Annotated in this window: 14 protein-coding genes; 9 read left to right on the top strand and 5 right to left on the bottom strand. The window is 42.7% G+C overall.

Features of this window, described 5'->3' with window-relative positions; translation table 11 throughout:
- Positions 1-28 precede the first annotated feature (28 nt).
- The 9 genes from bamI to proB all read left to right on the top strand — a co-directional run bounded on the left by bamI (position 29) and on the right by proB (position 9,302).
- A complete protein-coding gene (bamI, locus tag BWI44_RS17400) occupies positions 29-1,429 on the top strand; it encodes a BamI family beta-barrel-assembly machinery protein (protein WP_195208789.1) in 1,401 nt (466 codons plus the stop codon).
- A 54-nt stretch (positions 1,430-1,483) separates the two neighbouring features.
- Positions 1,484-2,179 carry a type IX secretion system protein PorG gene (gene porG / locus BWI44_RS17395; protein ID WP_052574788.1) on the top strand — a complete coding sequence of 232 codons (696 nt, stop codon included), beginning with the start codon at positions 1,484-1,486 and terminating at the stop codon, positions 2,177-2,179.
- Between the two features lie 6 nt (positions 2,180-2,185).
- On the top strand, positions 2,186-2,920 hold the full coding sequence (locus BWI44_RS17390) for an isoprenyl transferase (RefSeq protein WP_195208787.1): 735 nt from the start codon (positions 2,186-2,188) through the stop codon (positions 2,918-2,920).
- A gap of 28 nt (positions 2,921-2,948) precedes the next feature.
- Positions 2,949-5,591, top strand: coding sequence for an outer membrane protein assembly factor BamA (bamA, locus tag BWI44_RS17385; RefSeq protein WP_195208786.1), 2,643 nt, complete (start codon positions 2,949-2,951; stop codon positions 5,589-5,591).
- A 23-nt stretch (positions 5,592-5,614) separates the two neighbouring features.
- Entirely contained in the window at positions 5,615-6,130 is a 516-nt protein-coding gene (locus BWI44_RS17380; RefSeq protein WP_044154681.1) for an OmpH/Skp family outer membrane protein, read from the top strand.
- Between the two features lie 133 nt (positions 6,131-6,263).
- Positions 6,264-6,767, top strand: coding sequence for an OmpH/Skp family outer membrane protein (locus BWI44_RS17375; protein WP_115503092.1), 504 nt, complete (start codon positions 6,264-6,266; stop codon positions 6,765-6,767).
- Positions 6,768-6,936: 169 nt separating this feature from the next.
- Positions 6,937-7,776 carry a glutamate racemase gene (gene murI / locus BWI44_RS17370; RefSeq protein ID WP_044535033.1) on the top strand — a complete coding sequence of 280 codons (840 nt, stop codon included), beginning with the start codon at positions 6,937-6,939 and terminating at the stop codon, positions 7,774-7,776.
- A gap of 159 nt (positions 7,777-7,935) precedes the next feature.
- Complete coding sequence (locus BWI44_RS17365; RefSeq protein ID WP_021968041.1) at positions 7,936-8,172, top strand: DUF2007-related protein; 237 nt, start codon at positions 7,936-7,938, stop codon at positions 8,170-8,172.
- A gap of 47 nt (positions 8,173-8,219) precedes the next feature.
- On the top strand, positions 8,220-9,302 hold the full coding sequence (gene proB / locus BWI44_RS17360; RefSeq protein ID WP_118216672.1) for a glutamate 5-kinase: 1,083 nt from the start codon (positions 8,220-8,222) through the stop codon (positions 9,300-9,302).
- A 182-nt stretch (positions 9,303-9,484) separates the two neighbouring features.
- On the opposite strand, the gene BWI44_RS17355 is transcribed toward proB, so the two are convergent.
- From BWI44_RS17355 to BWI44_RS17335, 5 genes are all read right to left on the bottom strand, one after another.
- Entirely contained in the window at positions 9,485-9,649 is a 165-nt protein-coding gene (locus BWI44_RS17355; RefSeq protein WP_171032066.1) for a hypothetical protein, read from the bottom strand.
- Positions 9,650-9,913: 264 nt separating this feature from the next.
- Positions 9,914-11,389, bottom strand: coding sequence for a hypothetical protein (locus tag BWI44_RS17350; protein ID WP_195208785.1), 1,476 nt, complete (start codon positions 11,387-11,389; stop codon positions 9,914-9,916).
- A gap of 93 nt (positions 11,390-11,482) precedes the next feature.
- Positions 11,483-12,763 (bottom strand): hypothetical protein, encoded by a 1,281-nt coding sequence (locus tag BWI44_RS17345; protein WP_118448747.1) that lies wholly within the window; start codon positions 12,761-12,763, stop codon positions 11,483-11,485.
- Positions 12,764-12,851: 88 nt separating this feature from the next.
- A complete protein-coding gene (locus tag BWI44_RS17340) occupies positions 12,852-13,955 on the bottom strand; it encodes a Gfo/Idh/MocA family protein (RefSeq protein WP_212746780.1) in 1,104 nt (367 codons plus the stop codon).
- A gap of 230 nt (positions 13,956-14,185) precedes the next feature.
- Complete coding sequence (locus tag BWI44_RS17335) at positions 14,186-17,404, bottom strand: alpha-mannosidase (protein WP_138291003.1); 3,219 nt, start codon at positions 17,402-17,404, stop codon at positions 14,186-14,188.
- Between the last annotated feature and the right edge of the window lie 77 nt (positions 17,405-17,481).

The following is a 17,481-nucleotide window of genomic DNA, read 5'->3' as shown; positions in this document are numbered from 1 at the left end:
AACTTGTAAATAAACACTATCTTTAGAAATGAGAATAAAGTTTTTATCCGTAATCATGAGTTTTCTTCTTATGTCGATTGCCATAAGTTCGTGCCTTAACTCAGATGATAATTATGAATACAGTTCCGACGCAACGATACGTGCCTTTGGTCTTGACACCATAAAAAAAGGTATATATTATAAGTTTACGATTGATCAACTGAAAAGAGAAATTTATAATGTTGACTCACTTCCTGTTGGATCAGACACTATCATAGACAAGATATTGATTGACACACTCAATGTTACAGGCTGGGTTACATCCGGTTTACAAGATACACTATTCAACAACCTTACTGACTCCGTTGACCTGAGAGAACCGATCACGCTGAAAGTACATGCAGCCGACGGAGTTACTACCCGTGAATATAAAATCACAGTAAATGTCCACAAGCAAGATCCAGATTCGCTAATCTGGAGAGAAATGTCATCATTGCCAACTTCCCCTGCCGCCAACAAGCAGAAATCAGTAATTCTTAAAAATGATGCCGAAGAAGAAAATCTATTTGTCTATACTTCTACAACATCAGCATACCGCAGTTCATTAGGAAACCCAGCCTATTTATCTTGGAATGCCATCGAAGTTACGGGCATGCCGGCCAATGTCGACTTGGGATCTATTGTAAGCTTCAAAAACCAACTTTTTGTAGCAGCCCCAAATGGAGATATATTCTGCTCCAATAATGGAAGCACATGGGTAAATGTCGGTATACAGGAAGTGAAGGAGAACAAGGAAGTACAAAACATGCAAATGAGCACACTGGTTGCTACACTTGAAGCTGATGCACTAACAGGCATATCAGAGGAAACCTTAATCGGTATTCTTCTGGATGGAGGCCAGAAATATTTCTGCATAAGTACTGATGGTAAAAACTGGACCAGAAGCAAAGAAACAGTATCCAATGATTTCCCAGTAAAAGACATATATGCTACTGTATTTACGAATGCAAGCGGCATCAAGCAAACAGTAGTAGTGGGTAAAACAGAAACATCAGCCAAAGCAGTAGTTCCTTGGTTCACAATGGATGGGCTGACATGGGCTGACATGAGTACTCCAAGCGATTTCTACTGTCCGGCTATGGAGAACCCGGCTATCATGTATTATGGAGGCCTGTTTCACATGATGGGTGGAAAATTTGAAACCATCTATTCTTCACGAGTAGGTATTGCCTGGAATGAATCTGCTGAGAAGTTCAAGTATCCAATGAAAAAGATAGTAACTCCGGGAGAAGATGAAGACGATGAAGAAGAAGTTACATACGAAAGCCTCTTCAAGGACAAAGGAGATTATTCTTTGACTATCGATAAGAATCATTATATTTGGATTGTATGGAACGACGGTAGTATATGGCGAGGTCGTCTAAACAAACTGGGTTTCAAGATACAATAATAAAATAGTCTATTTTCCGTTTCCCTAATAAATAAGGAACATAAAGAGAACGGTATGACTATTGCAAGGAATATAAAGATAGTGTTTTTTCTGCTCATGTTTCCCTTCTGTTGCGCCATTGCGCAAGAGGAATATACTTGGGAACTGGGAGGAGCCATTGGAGGAAGTTTTTATATGGGAGATGCGAATAGCAGTACCCTGTTTAAGAACACAGAAATAGCGGGAGGTTTCATTGCCCGATACTTACTGAATCCACACATGGCTATAAAAGGTAACCTGACAGCCGGCAGGATTTCCGGCGACACGAGAGATTTCAAAAATGCGTATCCCAATGAAGAGTATGCCACCTTCAAACGGACTATATTCGATTTAGGAGCGCAATTTGAATATAACTTTTTGGGATATGGTATCGGTAACACGTACCGGGGAGACCGTCGGTTTACACCTTATATATTAGGTGGATTAGGTTTTACGTTTGCACCAAAACCTGTAAAGACGATCTTTACAATGAACATTCCTATTGGAGTGGGAGTAAAATACAAAGCAACCCCGCGCATCAATATAGGATGTGAGTTTACGATGCGGTTCAGTCTTAGCGATCAGTTGGATGTTACCCAACGGGAAGGCTTGCAACTGGAAGACCCGTACCAGATAAAAGGAAAAGGCTGGAAGAATAAAGATAGTTACGCATTTACTGTCTTTTTCATCACTTACGACCTCTTTCCAAGATGTAAGGAATGTAACAACTAAAAAGAGATGCAATATAAAGAACAAATTGATTTGAGCCGGATACCCCAGCATGTGGCGATTATCATGGACGGCAACGGACGATGGGCGAAGCAGCGTGGACACGAACGCAGCTACGGACATCAGGTCGGTGCAGAAACCGTTCATGTGATAGCCGAAGAAGCCGCCAGGCTGGGCATCAGATATCTGACCCTATATACGTTCTCAACCGAAAACTGGAACCGTCCTACAGACGAAGTTGCTGCTCTGATGAGTCTTCTTTTCGATTCCATCGAAGAAGATACGTTCATGAAGAACAACATTAGCTTCCGGATTATTGGAGATATAGAAAAGTTACCCGCAAATGTACAAACCCGTTTATACAATTGCGTAGAAAATACATCTAAGAATACAGGCATGTGCCTGATACTTGCCCTTAGTTACTCTTCACGTTGGGAAATAACAGAAGCCAGCCGGCAAATAGCTGTCTTGGTACAGAAAGGAGAATTGACACCCGAACAAATCAACTGCGATTTAATGTCAAGACACCTGACAACCGGCTTCATGCCTGACCCCGACTTGCTGATACGCACCGGTGGAGAAATCCGCCTGAGCAATTACCTACTTTGGCAATGCGCGTATTCGGAACTTTACTTTTGCGAAACCTATTGGCCCGATTTTCGGGAAGAAGAACTTCGTAAAGCCATTTGCGACTACCAGAGACGGGAACGCAGATTCGGCAAAATCAGTGAACAAATCAGTTAAACTCAAACATATTTAATCCAAAACATAAATGCACTATCGTATTTTCTCTATACTCACAGCGTTTATCTGCCTCTTTGGTTGTGTATTGACAAGCGCGGCTCAAGATGCCAATGGCACCGATGACGATGCAGCAAAACCGGTTATTCTCTACTCGGGAGCACCCAAAAAGTATGAAATTGCAGAAATTAAAGTAGAAGGAGTAAAGAACTATGAGGACTATGTACTCATCGGACTATCCGGTTTGTCTGTAGGACAAACGATTACAATACCGGGTGAAGAAGTCACTCAGGCTTGTAAGCGTTACTGGAAGCATGGTTTATTCTCCAACGTCCAAATCACCGCAGACAAGATAGAAGGTGACAAGATTTGGTTAACAATCCATCTGACTCAACGCCCTCGTGTCTCTGAAATTCGTTACCACGGAGTGAAGAAATCAGAGCGTGAAGATATCGAGAGTCGGATCGGTATGATCAAGGGCGGACAGGTGACACCCAATGTCATCGACCGTGCCAAGACTCTTATCAAACGTTATTTTGACGATAAGGGTTTTAAGAACGCAGAAGTTATCATCTCACAGAAAGACGATGTATCCAACGAAAACCAAGTAATCGTGGATATTAACATCGACAAAAAAGAGAAGGTAAAAGTGCATGAAATCACCATCGTTGGTAATGAAGCGATCGCAACCAAGAAGTTGAAACGCATCATGAAGAAAACCAACGAAAAGAATAAATTGCTCAATCTGTTCCGTACCAAGAAGTTCGTAGAAGAAAACTTCGAGGCAGACAAACAGTTGATCATCGACAAGTACAACGAGTTGGGTTATCGCGATGCTATGATCGTAGAAGACAGTATCAAGCCGTATGATGACCGCACCGTGGATATCTTCATGAAGATTGATGAAGGAGAGAAATATTATCTGCGTAATGTAACATGGGTAGGTAATACTCTGTATCCTTCCGAACAGTTGAACTTTATGCTTCGTATGAAGAAAGGTGACGTATACAACCAGAAGTTGCTAGAAGAACGTACCATGTCAGACGAAGACGCTATCGGTAATCTCTACTATAACAACGGTTATTTGTTCTACAGCCTCGAACCCGTAGAAGTGAATATCGTAGGAGACTCTATCGACCTCGAAATGCGTATTTTCGAAGGTCGTCAGGCTACCATCAATAAGGTCAGCATCAATGGTAACGACCGTTTGTACGAAAACGTTGTTCGTCGTGAACTCCGTACCCGTCCGGGCGACCTTTTCAGCCGTGAAGACTTGATGCGTTCTATGCGTGAAATCCAGCAGATGGGACATTTCGACCCGGAACAAATCAAACCGGATATCCAACCAAGACCGGAAGACGGAACAGTGGATATAGGTTACGATCTGGTATCCAAAGCTAACGACCAGGTAGAATTCTCTGCCGGTTGGGGACAAACCGGTATCATCGGTAAGCTGAGTTTGAAGTTCACCAACTTCTCACTTGCCAACTTACTGCATCCGGGTGAAAATTATCGTGGTATCCTGCCACAGGGTGATGGTCAGACTTTGACCGTCAGCGGACAAACCAATGCCAAGTATTATCAATCCTATAGCATTTCATTCTACGATCCATGGTTTGGAGGCAAACGTCCGAATGCATTCTCTCTGTCAGCATTCTATTCTGTACAGACAGACATCAGTAGCCGTTACTACAACTCAGCATACATGAACAGCTACTACAACAGTATGTATAGTGGTATGTATGGTTACGGTATGTACAACTACGGCAACTACAATAGTTATGAAAACTATTATGACCCTGATAAGTCTATCAAGATGTTCGGTGTAGCCGCTATGTTCGGTAAGCGTTTGAAATGGCCGGATGACTACTTCCAGTTCACTGCTGAGTTATCCTACCAACGCTATATCCTGAGCGACTGGCAATACTTCCCTGTTACAAATGGTAAGTGTAATAACCTCAGCATTAACCTGACTTTGTCTCGTAGTTCTATTGATAACCCGATTTATCCTCGTTCAGGTTCTGAATTCTCATTGTCTGTACAGTTGACTCCGCCGTACTCACTGTTCGATGGAACTGACTACAGCAAATACAGTACCAGCAATCAGGATGATATGAACAAGATGCACAAATGGATTGAATACCACAAATGGAAATTCAAATCCAAAGTGTACATCCCGTTGATGGATCCGATAGCAGTTAAACGTACTCCGGTATTGATGGGGCGTGTTGAATTCGGTTTGTTAGGACATTACAACAAGTATAAGAAGTCTCCGTTCGAAACATTCGACGTGGGTGGTGACGGCATGACCGGCTACTCCAGCTACGCTACGGAAAGTATCGCTCTTCGTGGTTATGAAAACAGTTCATTAACCCCTTACGGCTACGAAGGTTATGCTTATACCCGTCTCGGACTTGAGTTAAGATATCCGCTGATGCTGGAAACAAGTACCAGTATTTATGCGTTAGGTTTTGTAGAAGCCGGTAATGCATGGCACGATGTAAAGAACTTCAATCCGTTCGATTTGAAACGTTCTGCAGGTGTTGGTGTCCGTATCTTCCTGCCGATGATCGGTATGATGGGTATTGACTGGGCTTATGGTTTCGATAAAATACGTGGTTCGAAAGATTACGGTGGCAGTCAGTTCCACTTTATCTTAGGACAGGAATTCTAATTGTATCACAAAAACCAAACGTTATGAGAAAGTCTGTTTTATTAATGATCTTGCTGTTTGCCGTAGGCATGACAGCCAGTGCACAAAAGTTTGCCTTGATTGACATGGAGTATATTCTGAAAAATATTCCGGCATACGAACGTGCTAACGAACAGTTGAACCAAGCTTCCAAGAAGTGGCAAAGTGAAGTAGAGAAAGTTGCCGAGGAAGCCAAAACGTTGTACAAGAACTATCAATCGGAAGCCGTCTTCCTTTCTGAAGAACAAAAGGGAAAGAAAGAGGAAGCGATTGTCGCTAAGGAGAAAGAAGCCGCTGAACTTCGCCGCACTTATTTCGGACCTGAAGGGGAATTATTCAAGAAACGGGAAAGTCTGATGCAACCCATTCAAGATGAGATTTATAATGCGGTTAAAGAAATATCGGAGCAGAAAGGATATTCGGTAGTTGTAGATCGGGCATCCGCAACAAGCATTATTTTTGCTTCTCCGCGTATTGACATCAGTAATGAAGTGCTTGAGAAGTTAGGATATTCAAATTAATTTCATACATTTGCTAGTCGAATATAGGCGGTATCTCAATATTAAAAATAAGCTGACTTATTTTGTTTTACATTTGCTTTGCACTATATTTGCACCAAACAATGACTAATTATTAAAATAAACAATAAACATTATGCTTAAAAAAATCGCACTACTCGTAGTACTATTCGCTCTTCCGTTAGGAGCGATGGCACAAAAATTTGCTCACATGAACTCTCAGGAGGTTATTATTGCTATGCCGGAATATACTAAAGCACAAGCTGACCTTGAAGCTATGTCAAAACAGTATCAGGAAGAAATGCAGCGCTCTCAGGCTGAATTCAACAAGAAAGTTCAGGAATTCCAGCAACAAGCAGACTCTCTGCCGAAGAATATTGCAGAAAGACGCCAAAAAGAATTGCAGGACATGGCTCAAAGACAAGAAGAGTTCCAGCAAGAGGCTTATCAAAATATGCAGAAAGCAAATCAAGATGCTTTAGTGCCTATTTACAAAAAATTGGATGAAGCTATTCAAGCTGTAGGTAAAGCAGAAGGCGTAATCTATATCTTCGACCTGGCTCGTACACCGATACCTTATGTAAGTTCAGAAAGTGTAGATGTTACAGCTAAAGTAAAAACCCAGTTGGGCATCAAATAAGAAAGACTAATCGTTTAAAGATAGAAAAAGGCGTGGACTGTATACAGTTTACGCCTTTTTCTATCTTTAAAGAAGATAAGCTGCATCTCAGCAGAACTTTTTCATGCAAGCATGAAAGTTCTGCATCCGATTTGCATTATCTTTGCAATGTGTACAAAACTTTTCCAGTATGAAACAAAATTTACCGACTATTCCCGGCCCTATCGGTGTATTCGATTCCGGATACGGCGGACTCACCATTCTGAGTAAGATACGTGAAGCCTTACCCCAATATGACTATATCTATTTAGGAGATAATGCACGTACTCCCTATGGCACACGGTCTTTCGAAATCGTATATGAATTCACCCTACAGGCAGTCACTAAACTGTTTGAAATGGGATGTCATCTTGTTATTCTAGCTTGCAATACGGCATCTGCCAAAGCATTACGCAGCATACAGATAAATGATTTGCCCCAAATGGATCCGGCACGTCGTGTATTGGGTGTCATCCGTCCTACCGTTGAGTGTATAGGTAATATTACACAGAGCCGCCATGTCGGTGTTCTTGCCACAGCAGGAACCATTAAATCAGAATCCTATCCATTAGAAATCCATAAGCTTTTTCCGGATATTCAGGTAGCAGGTGAAGCCTGTCCACTATGGGTATCTCTCGTAGAAAACAACGAAGCGGAAGGAGACGGTACAGATTATTTTGTTCGTAAATATATCAACGAACTTCTGGCGAAAGATACACAAATTGATACTGTGATTCTTGGTTGTACTCATTACCCCTTACTTCTACCTAAAATTAAGAAATACATGCCGAACAGAATTACCACCGTGGCACAAGGCGAACTGGTAGCTGACAGCTTGAAAGACTACTTCAGTCGACATCCGGAAATGGACGCCAAATGTACAAAAGGTGGAAACTGCACTTACTACACCACAGAAGCAGAAGAGAAGTTCATTGAATCGGCATCCACCTTCCTGAAAGAGGCGGTAACCGTACAACGAATAGAACTATAATCATCAATATTTACCGAAAAACAAACCTTTTCTCCGAAATACTTGTTATATTTGAAGAAGATAAGCTGCATCTCAGCATAACTTTTTCATGTAAACATGGAAGTTATGCATTCGATTTGCATTATCTTTGTAATATTAAACCTATTAATACTTACCATTATGAAATCAACAGACTATAGCCGCACAGTTGAAGTGTTCAAAGGATCACCGTGGGAAGCAGAACTTGTAAAAGGTCTACTCGAAAACAATGGTATAGCAACTATTATCAAGGACGGGCTTATGAGCACCATCGCTCCTTATATAGCACCGGATGTAACCATTCTCGTCAGTGAGGAAAGATACGAAGATGCCATGGAGATAATCCGTGAGCGCGACAAAGGAAAAGATGAAGAATAACCCTTTCACCCTCCTACCCAAAACCACATAAGAACGATATACAACACATGGTACAACAATTTTCGAGAATAGCTGTAAAAGTAGGCAGCAATGTCCTGACGCGCCGTGACGGTACTCTGGACGTAACACGTATGTCTGCCTTAGTCGATCAGATAGCCGAACTGCATAAAACAGGAGTAGAAATTATACTTGTGTCATCCGGAGCCGTAGCTTCCGGACGTAGTGAAGTGCATTCTGCCAAGAAATTGGACAGTGTAGATCAGCGTCAGCTTTTCTCTGCCGTCGGGCAAGCTAAACTTATCAACCGTTATTACGAACTCTTTCGGGAGCATGGCATTGCTGTAGGACAAGTGCTGACTATGAAAGAGAATTTTGCAACACGCAGGCATTACCTCAATCAAAAGAACTGTATGACGGTAATGCTGGAAAATGGGGTCATACCTATTGTCAACGAAAACGATACAATCTCTGTAAGTGAACTGATGTTTACGGACAATGATGAGTTGTCCGGCTTGATAGCATCCATGATGGGTGCGCAGGCATTGATTATTCTCAGTAACATCGACGGTATTTATAACGGTTCTCCTGCCGATCCCACTTCTGAGGTCATCCGGGAAATCGGCCAGGGGAAAGATCTCTCTTCTTATATACAGACTTCCAAATCCAGCTTCGGCCGTGGCGGAATGCTTACCAAAACCAATATCGCCCGTAAAGTAGCCGACGAAGGTATTACTGTTATCATCGCCAATGGTAAACGGGATAATATTCTTGTCGATTTGATTCAACACCCTGAAAGTACTCTCTGCACTCGCTTTATACCTTCGGCCGAGCCTGTATCAAGTGTCAAGAAATGGATTGCCCACAGCGAGGGTTTTGCCAAAGGCGAGTTGCACATCAATTATTGTGCTACGGAACTGCTTTTTTCGGATAAGGCAGTCAGCATTCTGCCTGTAGGCATTACCGACGTCATCGGCGAATTTGAGAAGGATGATATTGTGCGGATTGTTGACTTCGGAGGTAAACCCATTGGTGTGGGCAAAGCAAACTGCGACTCCACACAGGCCAGAGAAGCAATGGGAAAGCATGGCAAGAAACCGGTAGTACATTACGATTATCTATATATAGAATAGAAGAAAGGCACTATACACAATATTTTGTATAGTGCCCTGCCACTGTAAAGGAAAACATAATAAAACAAATCATCCTTTGCCTTTTGTACACTTCTATTTTCTAATCACATCATTTTCAATGACATAAAAATAAAAAGTGTACAATTTACGTATTCGTATTTTTTAACTATTCATTCTATTTCTTACAATCCATATTTCTTTTTTTCCCTTTCTCTTTTTCTTCTTTCTTCCCCTTCCATGTAATCCAAGAGAAGCTTGGTGAGAGTCTTCAGAATACGTCTTACTATTCTGGCCCCTTCCTCGCTTAATAACTTTTTTTTCGCCAGAACAGCACAGAAAGTATCCATACTCCTCAGCTCTTTTAACTCAGCAATATTAATTTTAAGTCGCTCTTCCAAAACTTAATCAGTCTATCCTGTTGCTACATTTTATTTCAGTTTGCATCAGGTTAAGCTCGGGATATCCACAAAGGATAGACAGGGGAAAGACCTGTAGTATACACAATGGCTACTTATGCACAGAGAAAATTATATATTATCAATTACAGCAATTCTTATGATTTTGTATGAATTACTATAGTTAAAATAATTAATTTGCAAAAGTAATAAAATTTAGTTTCCTAACACACTTATTTGCTTACTCTCTGCAGGCAATTTATAATAAAAGCCTACACTAAAGTTATATAACGGATATTTCTTTCCATAAATCACTTTTCCTTTTCGGTCTTTCGGCTCATAATCAGGACGAAGTCTTGTCTCAAAGCTATCGCGTGGATGTATAAAAGTACCATTTTTCTGCACCCCATCCAAATCTTCATATTTAAAGAAAGCCTTGTACGGATCACTATCACGTAAATTCCCATGTCCTTGCAGTCCATCTTTCCCCTTCGGGCGGTCTTCTATAAATGAACGGGTACCGGCATACACCACAATGACATCTCCAACTAAGGGTTGCTCACAGGTCAATACCACATCATCACCGTCTATCTCTACCTGCTTTATGATTTGTCTGTTTTCCTGACGGTAATCACGCAAGTATATTTCAAAACCGTAATCCTTGATTTGGGGTACCAAATTAACATCGAATACCAACGGACGAACCGGTACATGATACTTGATACGTATTTGGGTAGGCAGTGTTTCTCTCGCAATTACCGTCGGTTGCAACGGCTGGAATGGCTTGCCCTGTACTTGAGATTGATAATACACTTTTCCCAGCATCTCACCAAACCAGCGATATCCATTACTGTCAAGATGTCCGCCTCGATCGGTCATCGGGTAAATGGGACCCGCACAGATAATGTCATCATATTCGTTGGCCGCTTCCAGTTGAGCCATTGAGATTGATAATGTATCCCGCATATATTGCGCACCCGTCTGATAAGTGATAAACACCGGTTTATCGGTCTGACCATACTGTCGCTGTATGTCTTTCTGCATATTATTCTTTATATTCACAAGCAGCTTCTTATACTCCCGTTTTTCAGTTGTATTGGGCACATTAGCGCGTAGTCCCTTTTCCGGATTCGGATCATAGTTGAACTCTCCTTGCATCCAGAAAATTGCAGGGCAAATAATTTTCGCATCCGTTTGTGCGGCTATTCGGGCTACCGATTGCAATGAGTTTACAAACTCTTTATATGCCGTACGCGTCTCCGATTCTTTGGAAAGTTCTTCTACGCTTGCTCCGCTCACTCCTACCGAAGTGGCTAGAATACGGGGCATCTTGGGTTGTTTTAACCGGAGGTGATTGACGGCACCCAGTAAAGGACATTCGGCTATAGTGCCAGCTCGCCTGCTCTTGAAATGCTTCTCATGGGCAAAAGCCTCGGAAACAGTTCCCACCAATGGTTCAAACTTAAGTTCTCCTGTATTTCCATAATTTATCCACACTTGGTTGCCCAGCATATAATTACCTTTGAAATGTTCCGTTGAGATAACCGGATAGGACTGATGTCCCGTTGACAGGCTCTGCCCATTCATAATGAAGTGTATGAAAGTTCTATCTTTATCTTTCTCAGAAGCAACCAAAGAGGTGCAGCAAAATAAGATACTGCACAACTCAATTACAAATATTGTAGTTCTCATTTCTTATATATACCATAATATGGTAAGAATAGATAATCTGTAGAGTATCTATTCTTACCAATCATCTATTTTCTTTATTTCATTATACCTACTTTATTTAAGGTGTATACTCGCACGCTGATCATTGAGTATATACAAACTCTCTAAATGCTTGTTGATGATGGCTTCGCCACCTCCTACTTGTATACGGTTGCCACCTTCGGCACCAAAACCTCCCAATGCCGCTGAGCGTACATCGGCTACATAGCCGGGTGAGCGTCCCTTCACATACGTATAGCCAAAGAAGAGAGGAGTCACATCGGCCAGTCTGGCTTTTGCCTTCCATTCCAATTGAAGTTGTACGAACATTTCACCAGGGCAAACGGCTATTGCAAAGTCATTAATGAGGAATGTAGCGATATGGACATTTACCTTACGGTTTTTGTCCGCGCGAGTAGAGAATTGCAACGAGTCTGTACGCATTTTGAAAGAGGTGTTATCACCGGAAGCATGTAATGCATTGGCAAGTTTAATTACCTCGATTCCGAGCAATTCTCCTGTGCGCTGAATGGGCTTGTAGTCTGTTTTGATAGGATCATTGGGACCTGAGCGTCGCCGGCTAATCATCAGCCCTTCCACATTACCACCGCCACCTGCTACAAAGAGGCAGATAGCTTTGTTATCGAACGCTTCTTCCACCTTCCTACAAGCATATCCGGGATAGTCGGCCGAAATTTCATAGCTGAAACAGCCAAGGTCTGCATGCATGGCATAACTCATAACGATGGCACGTGCATTACCTTGCATATCTTCTACCTTAATTACGCCTACTTCGGGGTCAACCGGGCCGAAAGGTATCCGTTCAGGGTTTTCTACATTGTAGTGTTCATCGCCTATCCACGATTCGCGAGCCTTACCGTCTTTACGGATAATGAGGCGATTGAAACCCAATTGCGGAAACGTACGCGTGCCGGCCGAAATACGTGCGGGGAACATATTGCCGATTGCTTCGCCCACTACCTTAACGATGCACTCTTCAAAGAACGGAGTGTGGTCAGGTTTCTTTTCACGAGGTCTGGCATCAGCCATGTTGGGATCTTCGTGAGTATGCGAAGCACAGATCAACAACTGCGTGATGCCGTATTTTTCTTTGCAGACATCAGCCACGCGGTCGCTATAAAAATTAACCAAGTCGACAGACACCTGTGCTACACGCATATCGCCTACCTCCATCACCAAAGCACGTGCATACACAGAGTCGTGTAGGGGGATGTTTTGTTTGGGAGTAATGTTTATTTTAGCCGTTCCGGCCATTAGCTGTCCTTCGGCAGCCTTGAGTGTGCCCGATAGAGCCAGACATCCACAGAGCAGGATGAAAAGGAATACTTTTTTCATGATTAAAATGTTATTATTCAGTTAATACTTTGATATGACCTTGCAGATTGAGCATCTATCATGCCCCCCCAAAGTCTCATAATTCGGCTTAAAATCTGACGGGTTTACCGCTTTTAGCACTTTTGATTGCAGATTCTAATATTTCTACAACGATCAGGTTATTTTCCAATGAAGACAAATCATAAGGCTGTACCTGAATTTCCTTCCTAACAGCAGCTTTCAGGTAATAGAAAGAATCATTATAAGGCTCTTTAAGCTTGGGAGGCAATGTCGTTTTTTCTTTTCGATGGGTATAAACACGCATAGAACCCGGAGTATCCTGATAGATATATCCTTCGCTACCATAAATATGCATATCTTTCCGTCCCTTCGGCCAATTCCATGAACCCATAATTTGTACGGTTGCAGAGGGGTACTCGACTAAAATTGTAGCATCGTCATCCACTTTCGGATATTTGTCCGGCTTAAGTTGTTTCAGAATGGCGTATACACTTTTAGGTCTTTCACCGTTCATCAGCCAGGTTACCAAGTTTGCGCCATAGCAGCCAAAGTCTATTACGGCTCCACCTCCATTCAACTTCGGATCGGTCAGCCAGTCGGTAAACTCTTTTCCGCAACCTATTTCAATAGGACCTTCATGCCCGTCGTACACTTCAATACGATTTATCTTGCCTATTGCGTTTTCATTCTTTATTAACCGATAGGCTTCATGATTCGTATCATACCAAGTCGTTTCGTAGTTTGTCAGTAGCAGCGTATTGTTTTCACGTGCCAACCGAGCCATTCGATTCGCATGATTCATGTTGACTGCCAGAGGCTTTTCCACCATTACATGTATACCGCGCGGTGCGCAGGCTTCTACAATAGCCAGATGATCGTAGATAGATCCGTAAGCGACAACCGCCTCCGGTTTAGTCTTATCCAGCATTTCCTCCAAATCGGCATAGAAAAGAGAACTATCCACCTTTTTGCACAACGGGTTATTGACTCTTAACTGTTCATCGGGTTCTGCCACTCCTACAATTTCGAAATCACCTCTTTCCAGCCGAATCAGCACTTCATGGAGATGTCCGTGTGACACTCCCGCTACACCCAGACGGAGTGGTGTCAATTCTTGAGCATTCAGTGTAAAAGACAGACTAATAACAGACAAGCATAAGAAAAATGTCTTAAAGATGTTTTTTGTATTCATACCACATTATAAAGATAAAAGGTTTTTATTTACAGCAACAATAATACGTGAGGAGTATTAATAAAATCATTAATTTCCTATTAACTCAAAAAGAAATTATCATTTTTTGTATGAACTAACCATCTACGGCAGACATTATATTGAACGTACATTAAAAACACAAGCCGCTCATAACAAGATGTTACCAGCAGCTTGCAAATATCTCAGATTCCGACATTCCCTCAGTCCTCTCAACGGCGACGGGAAGCAGCCACAGGTTCAGTCGTATATTCCACTTTTACAGTTTCATGAGGCAAGGCACGCATCTCTGTTGCAGGCTTTGTATCATCGTTCGAATTATCGGAAAGAGTTACTGCAAAAAGGGCTACTCCCGCATCCTTCGGCAAAGTCAGAGCCTTGGCATCCGGAGCAATATCAAGGCAGATTTTATACAAATAAGTATAAATATAGGACTCATTACCCCCCACCCGGCTACTGTGGCGATGCGTTCCGATATAAGCTATCGAAGCATCCTTCATATAGCCTTCACTTTCACCCGTCCATCCCCACTGACCTATAAATCCTGAGTAAAAGGGTACATTGACACTATAATCTTTCCCATCTACCTGGAACGAAGCTTTGCGGTCACCGTGTGACGAAGTCACCAGCAGGTAACATTTCGTATATCCGTGCTTCTCAGGAAGGGGTATTGTTTGCCCGTCGCAACGGATATAGTTATAGTCGGCAGGATTGTTTTCCATCCGGAACGTTACCCCCTCGGCTTCTACTACATCCGGCATCAGTTCGGCAGCAAAAGAATTGTCTTCTCCATCAAAATTCCCCGACATACTGAATTCGTCCACTGTAAGAGCAGTCGCGTTACATTCAATATCTATAGAATGATTTTCTGGAATCGCGAGGCATGCATTTTCCTTAAGTCTCACACTGAAAGTGCGTGGTTGGAAAGCTGTCCCGCTAAAAACAATTTTGTCACCCTCATATTTTGTCTCGCCGACATACTCCTCGATACCGTTCACCTCACAAGCGCTCTCCACTGCACTTGCAAAAATGATTTCTGCATTTTCAAAATCTTTTCCATAAATTTCGTTCACCCTTACGATGTAGCTCTTACCGTCTTCCGCTTTCTTAACAGCCTTTATCGCTATGCCGGGCAAATTGGTCTTGACGAACGATAACTTGCGTCCCAACGTTCCGGCATGTTTCGGAGTAGTGAAAGAAAGTAAGGGCTGATTGAATGCTTCAGCTTTCCATGCAGTCCCCGCTTCTGCAATATCGGACTTATGACCATATATGGAATAGCTAAAAGCATGATGCCCCATGTCCAGATGTTCCTGATGAGCCATATTGGGATCCTTGCCTACCGCCGGAGTATTCAAGAGAGTAAGCCTCAACGTATGGTTGTCCGGTTTATCCCATCCGTATTTGCTGTCGTTCATCACAGAAATGCCGTAACCACCATCAGCAGACGTAATGTCGGCCCATTGCTGGGCTACCACCTCATACTTGTTATCAGTATTGCTGCCGCGTTCGATATAACCTATACCAAGATCGTATGTAGCTATTTCATTCGACACATTCATTGGAAACTCGGCTTTAAGGAGGGTATTCCTTTCGTTCCAGTCTATCTCGTTACGAATATCTATCCGGTCATCTTGTCCTCCTTCCGTAAGAGTTATATACTGTACGAAGTTGGAAGTGCCGTAAGTACGTTTCACTTTGAGTGAAGCACGTACCGGTCCGTTTTCCACCACGGAAATCTCAACATTACCATTTACCGGCAACGGTGTCTGGTCAATCGTTTTCTTGAACAGCTCCCATGCCGGCCATGTGCGTGACTCGCTAGGGGTGAAAAGCGCAAGGCGAAAAGCCTTACCTGGTTCCACCAACTCACGTCCGTTGCGTTTATCAGTTATCGAAGCGATGTCTCCGTTCTTGTCCAGTACAACTTTATAAATCGAATTCTCCAAAATATTACTTTCAGCTTTCAACTGCTTAGTACCGGATATTTTTCCGCTACGCACGTCGTAAACCGAAAAACTTACCGGATCCATATCCACCGGAAAAAGTACGGTAGCCTTACCGTTCTGCCATGAAAGAAGTTGCCCGGAAACCTTTTTCCCATTGGGGGCAACGGCTACTATGTCTTTCGGTTGCGAAGTCATATCCACTGTGGCTGTAACTATATCGCAACGGCTTTGGGCAACAGGATTATAAACCACAACCGAAATTCCTCTTGTCCGCGTATCAAGTGCCCTACTTACCGCACCGACCGCACCTGTAGTGATTTCTGCAAATTCCGACTGGGCAATAAGTTCATCATTCCATGAGAAAGTATAAACTGCCGGAATGCTTGTACCCGTCAGGTCATCGTGGAATTGATGCCACAAAAACCTTTGCCACGATTCACGCAACGGCTCTTCGGGGTATGCCGCCCCTCCCAGCCATTCAGCCACCACTGAAGCTCTCTCAGCAGCATCGGCCAACAGTTCGTTGCGACGGTTGAAAAGTTTCATGGCTGCTTGAGATGTATAACAGCCTGTCGCATGTACATCCATAAGTAATTCCCCTTTGAAAACAGGCAGTTCCGGATGCTTTTCAAAAGGATAATAATCATCAAACAACTGCCCCGAACGTGCACTTATTATCTGCACCGGTCCCTCACCCTTCATTCCTGTTTCAACCGATCTTACGGAAGCAATTGTAGGCGAACCTCCACGGTCTCCGGCTCCATAATAATGGTAGACGGTATTATTAAGACCGTTTTTAGCTAAATCCACCAGTTTACCATTGTTACTCAACTCTTGTCCATCAAATCTAGAAACGTAGTCTTGGGCATGCGGCACCGCCATAATGCGCGCCCCGTCTATACCTTCCCACAACCCGAACATGAACGGTAGTTTGTGGTCACCATAAAACGGCAACTTGCGATGCTGGAGCTTCTGTGTGGAAAAACCAATGATACCAGAATGGGCAGCTATCGTGGGCAGGGTGTATCCGAAACCAAAACAGTCCGGAAGAAAAATATCATTTGATTTTTTACCAAATTCTTTCTTAAAGAATTCCTGTCCGTAAAGAAGATTACGGAAAAATGATTCCGGTGAAGGTATATTGGGATCAGTAGAATCCCATGAGCTCCCTGAAATATTCCAACGACCTGCCTTTATATAATTTTTCAGCCGTTCATACTCGGTTGGATAATACTCTTTGGCCCATTGGTAACGAACCGCTCCTTCGAAATTGAAGATATAACCGGGATAATGGTCGATCAGCCAGAAATTCTGAGTGAGTGTACGGTATAAATAATGGTCAATGGTTGTCTGTACAGTCCACAGCCACTGTGTATCAAGATGGGTATTGGAAACCATGTATGCTTTATATGGTTTCTGCGCATCAACATGGGTACTTATACCCAACACAAACAACAGGGGAAAAATCAGTTTTTTCATCATATCAAATTTAATAGTACATGGCAGTTGAACTCTCCTTGCATATCTTCTGCTTTTTAGTGTTCATCGGTCACATCTGA

The organism is Bacteroides sp. Phil13 (genome assembly GCF_001940965.1).
GTDB lineage: Bacteria > Bacteroidota > Bacteroidia > Bacteroidales > Bacteroidaceae > Bacteroides > Bacteroides intestinalis.
The sequence above is the reverse complement of the archived record's forward strand: the minus strand, read 5'-3'. Positions and strand labels throughout refer to the sequence as shown.

What these genes read in the sequence shown, in the direction of transcription:
- bamI (WP_195208789.1), top strand. Translation starts at nt 29, where the DNA reads ATGAGAATAAAGTTTTTATCCGTAATCATGAGTTTTCTTCTTATGTCG.
- porG (WP_052574788.1), top strand. Translation starts at nt 1,484, where the DNA reads ATGACTATTGCAAGGAATATAAAGATAGTGTTTTTTCTGCTCATGTTT.
- BWI44_RS17390 (WP_195208787.1), top strand. Translation starts at nt 2,186, where the DNA reads ATGCAATATAAAGAACAAATTGATTTGAGCCGGATACCCCAGCATGTG.
- bamA (WP_195208786.1), top strand. Translation starts at nt 2,949, where the DNA reads ATGCACTATCGTATTTTCTCTATACTCACAGCGTTTATCTGCCTCTTT.
- BWI44_RS17380 (WP_044154681.1), top strand. Translation starts at nt 5,615, where the DNA reads ATGAGAAAGTCTGTTTTATTAATGATCTTGCTGTTTGCCGTAGGCATG.
- BWI44_RS17375 (WP_115503092.1), top strand. Translation starts at nt 6,264, where the DNA reads ATGCTTAAAAAAATCGCACTACTCGTAGTACTATTCGCTCTTCCGTTA.
- murI (WP_044535033.1), top strand. Translation starts at nt 6,937, where the DNA reads ATGAAACAAAATTTACCGACTATTCCCGGCCCTATCGGTGTATTCGAT.
- BWI44_RS17365 (WP_021968041.1), top strand. Translation starts at nt 7,936, where the DNA reads ATGAAATCAACAGACTATAGCCGCACAGTTGAAGTGTTCAAAGGATCA.
- proB (WP_118216672.1), top strand. Translation starts at nt 8,220, where the DNA reads ATGGTACAACAATTTTCGAGAATAGCTGTAAAAGTAGGCAGCAATGTC.
- BWI44_RS17355 (WP_171032066.1), bottom strand. Translation starts at nt 9,649, where the DNA reads ATGGATACTTTCTGTGCTGTTCTGGCGAAAAAAAAGTTATTAAGCGAG.
- BWI44_RS17350 (WP_195208785.1), bottom strand. Translation starts at nt 11,389, where the DNA reads ATGAGAACTACAATATTTGTAATTGAGTTGTGCAGTATCTTATTTTGC.
- BWI44_RS17345 (WP_118448747.1), bottom strand. Translation starts at nt 12,763, where the DNA reads ATGAAAAAAGTATTCCTTTTCATCCTGCTCTGTGGATGTCTGGCTCTA.
- BWI44_RS17340 (WP_212746780.1), bottom strand. Translation starts at nt 13,955, where the DNA reads ATGAATACAAAAAACATCTTTAAGACATTTTTCTTATGCTTGTCTGTT.
- BWI44_RS17335 (WP_138291003.1), bottom strand. Translation starts at nt 17,404, where the DNA reads ATGATGAAAAAACTGATTTTTCCCCTGTTGTTTGTGTTGGGTATAAGT.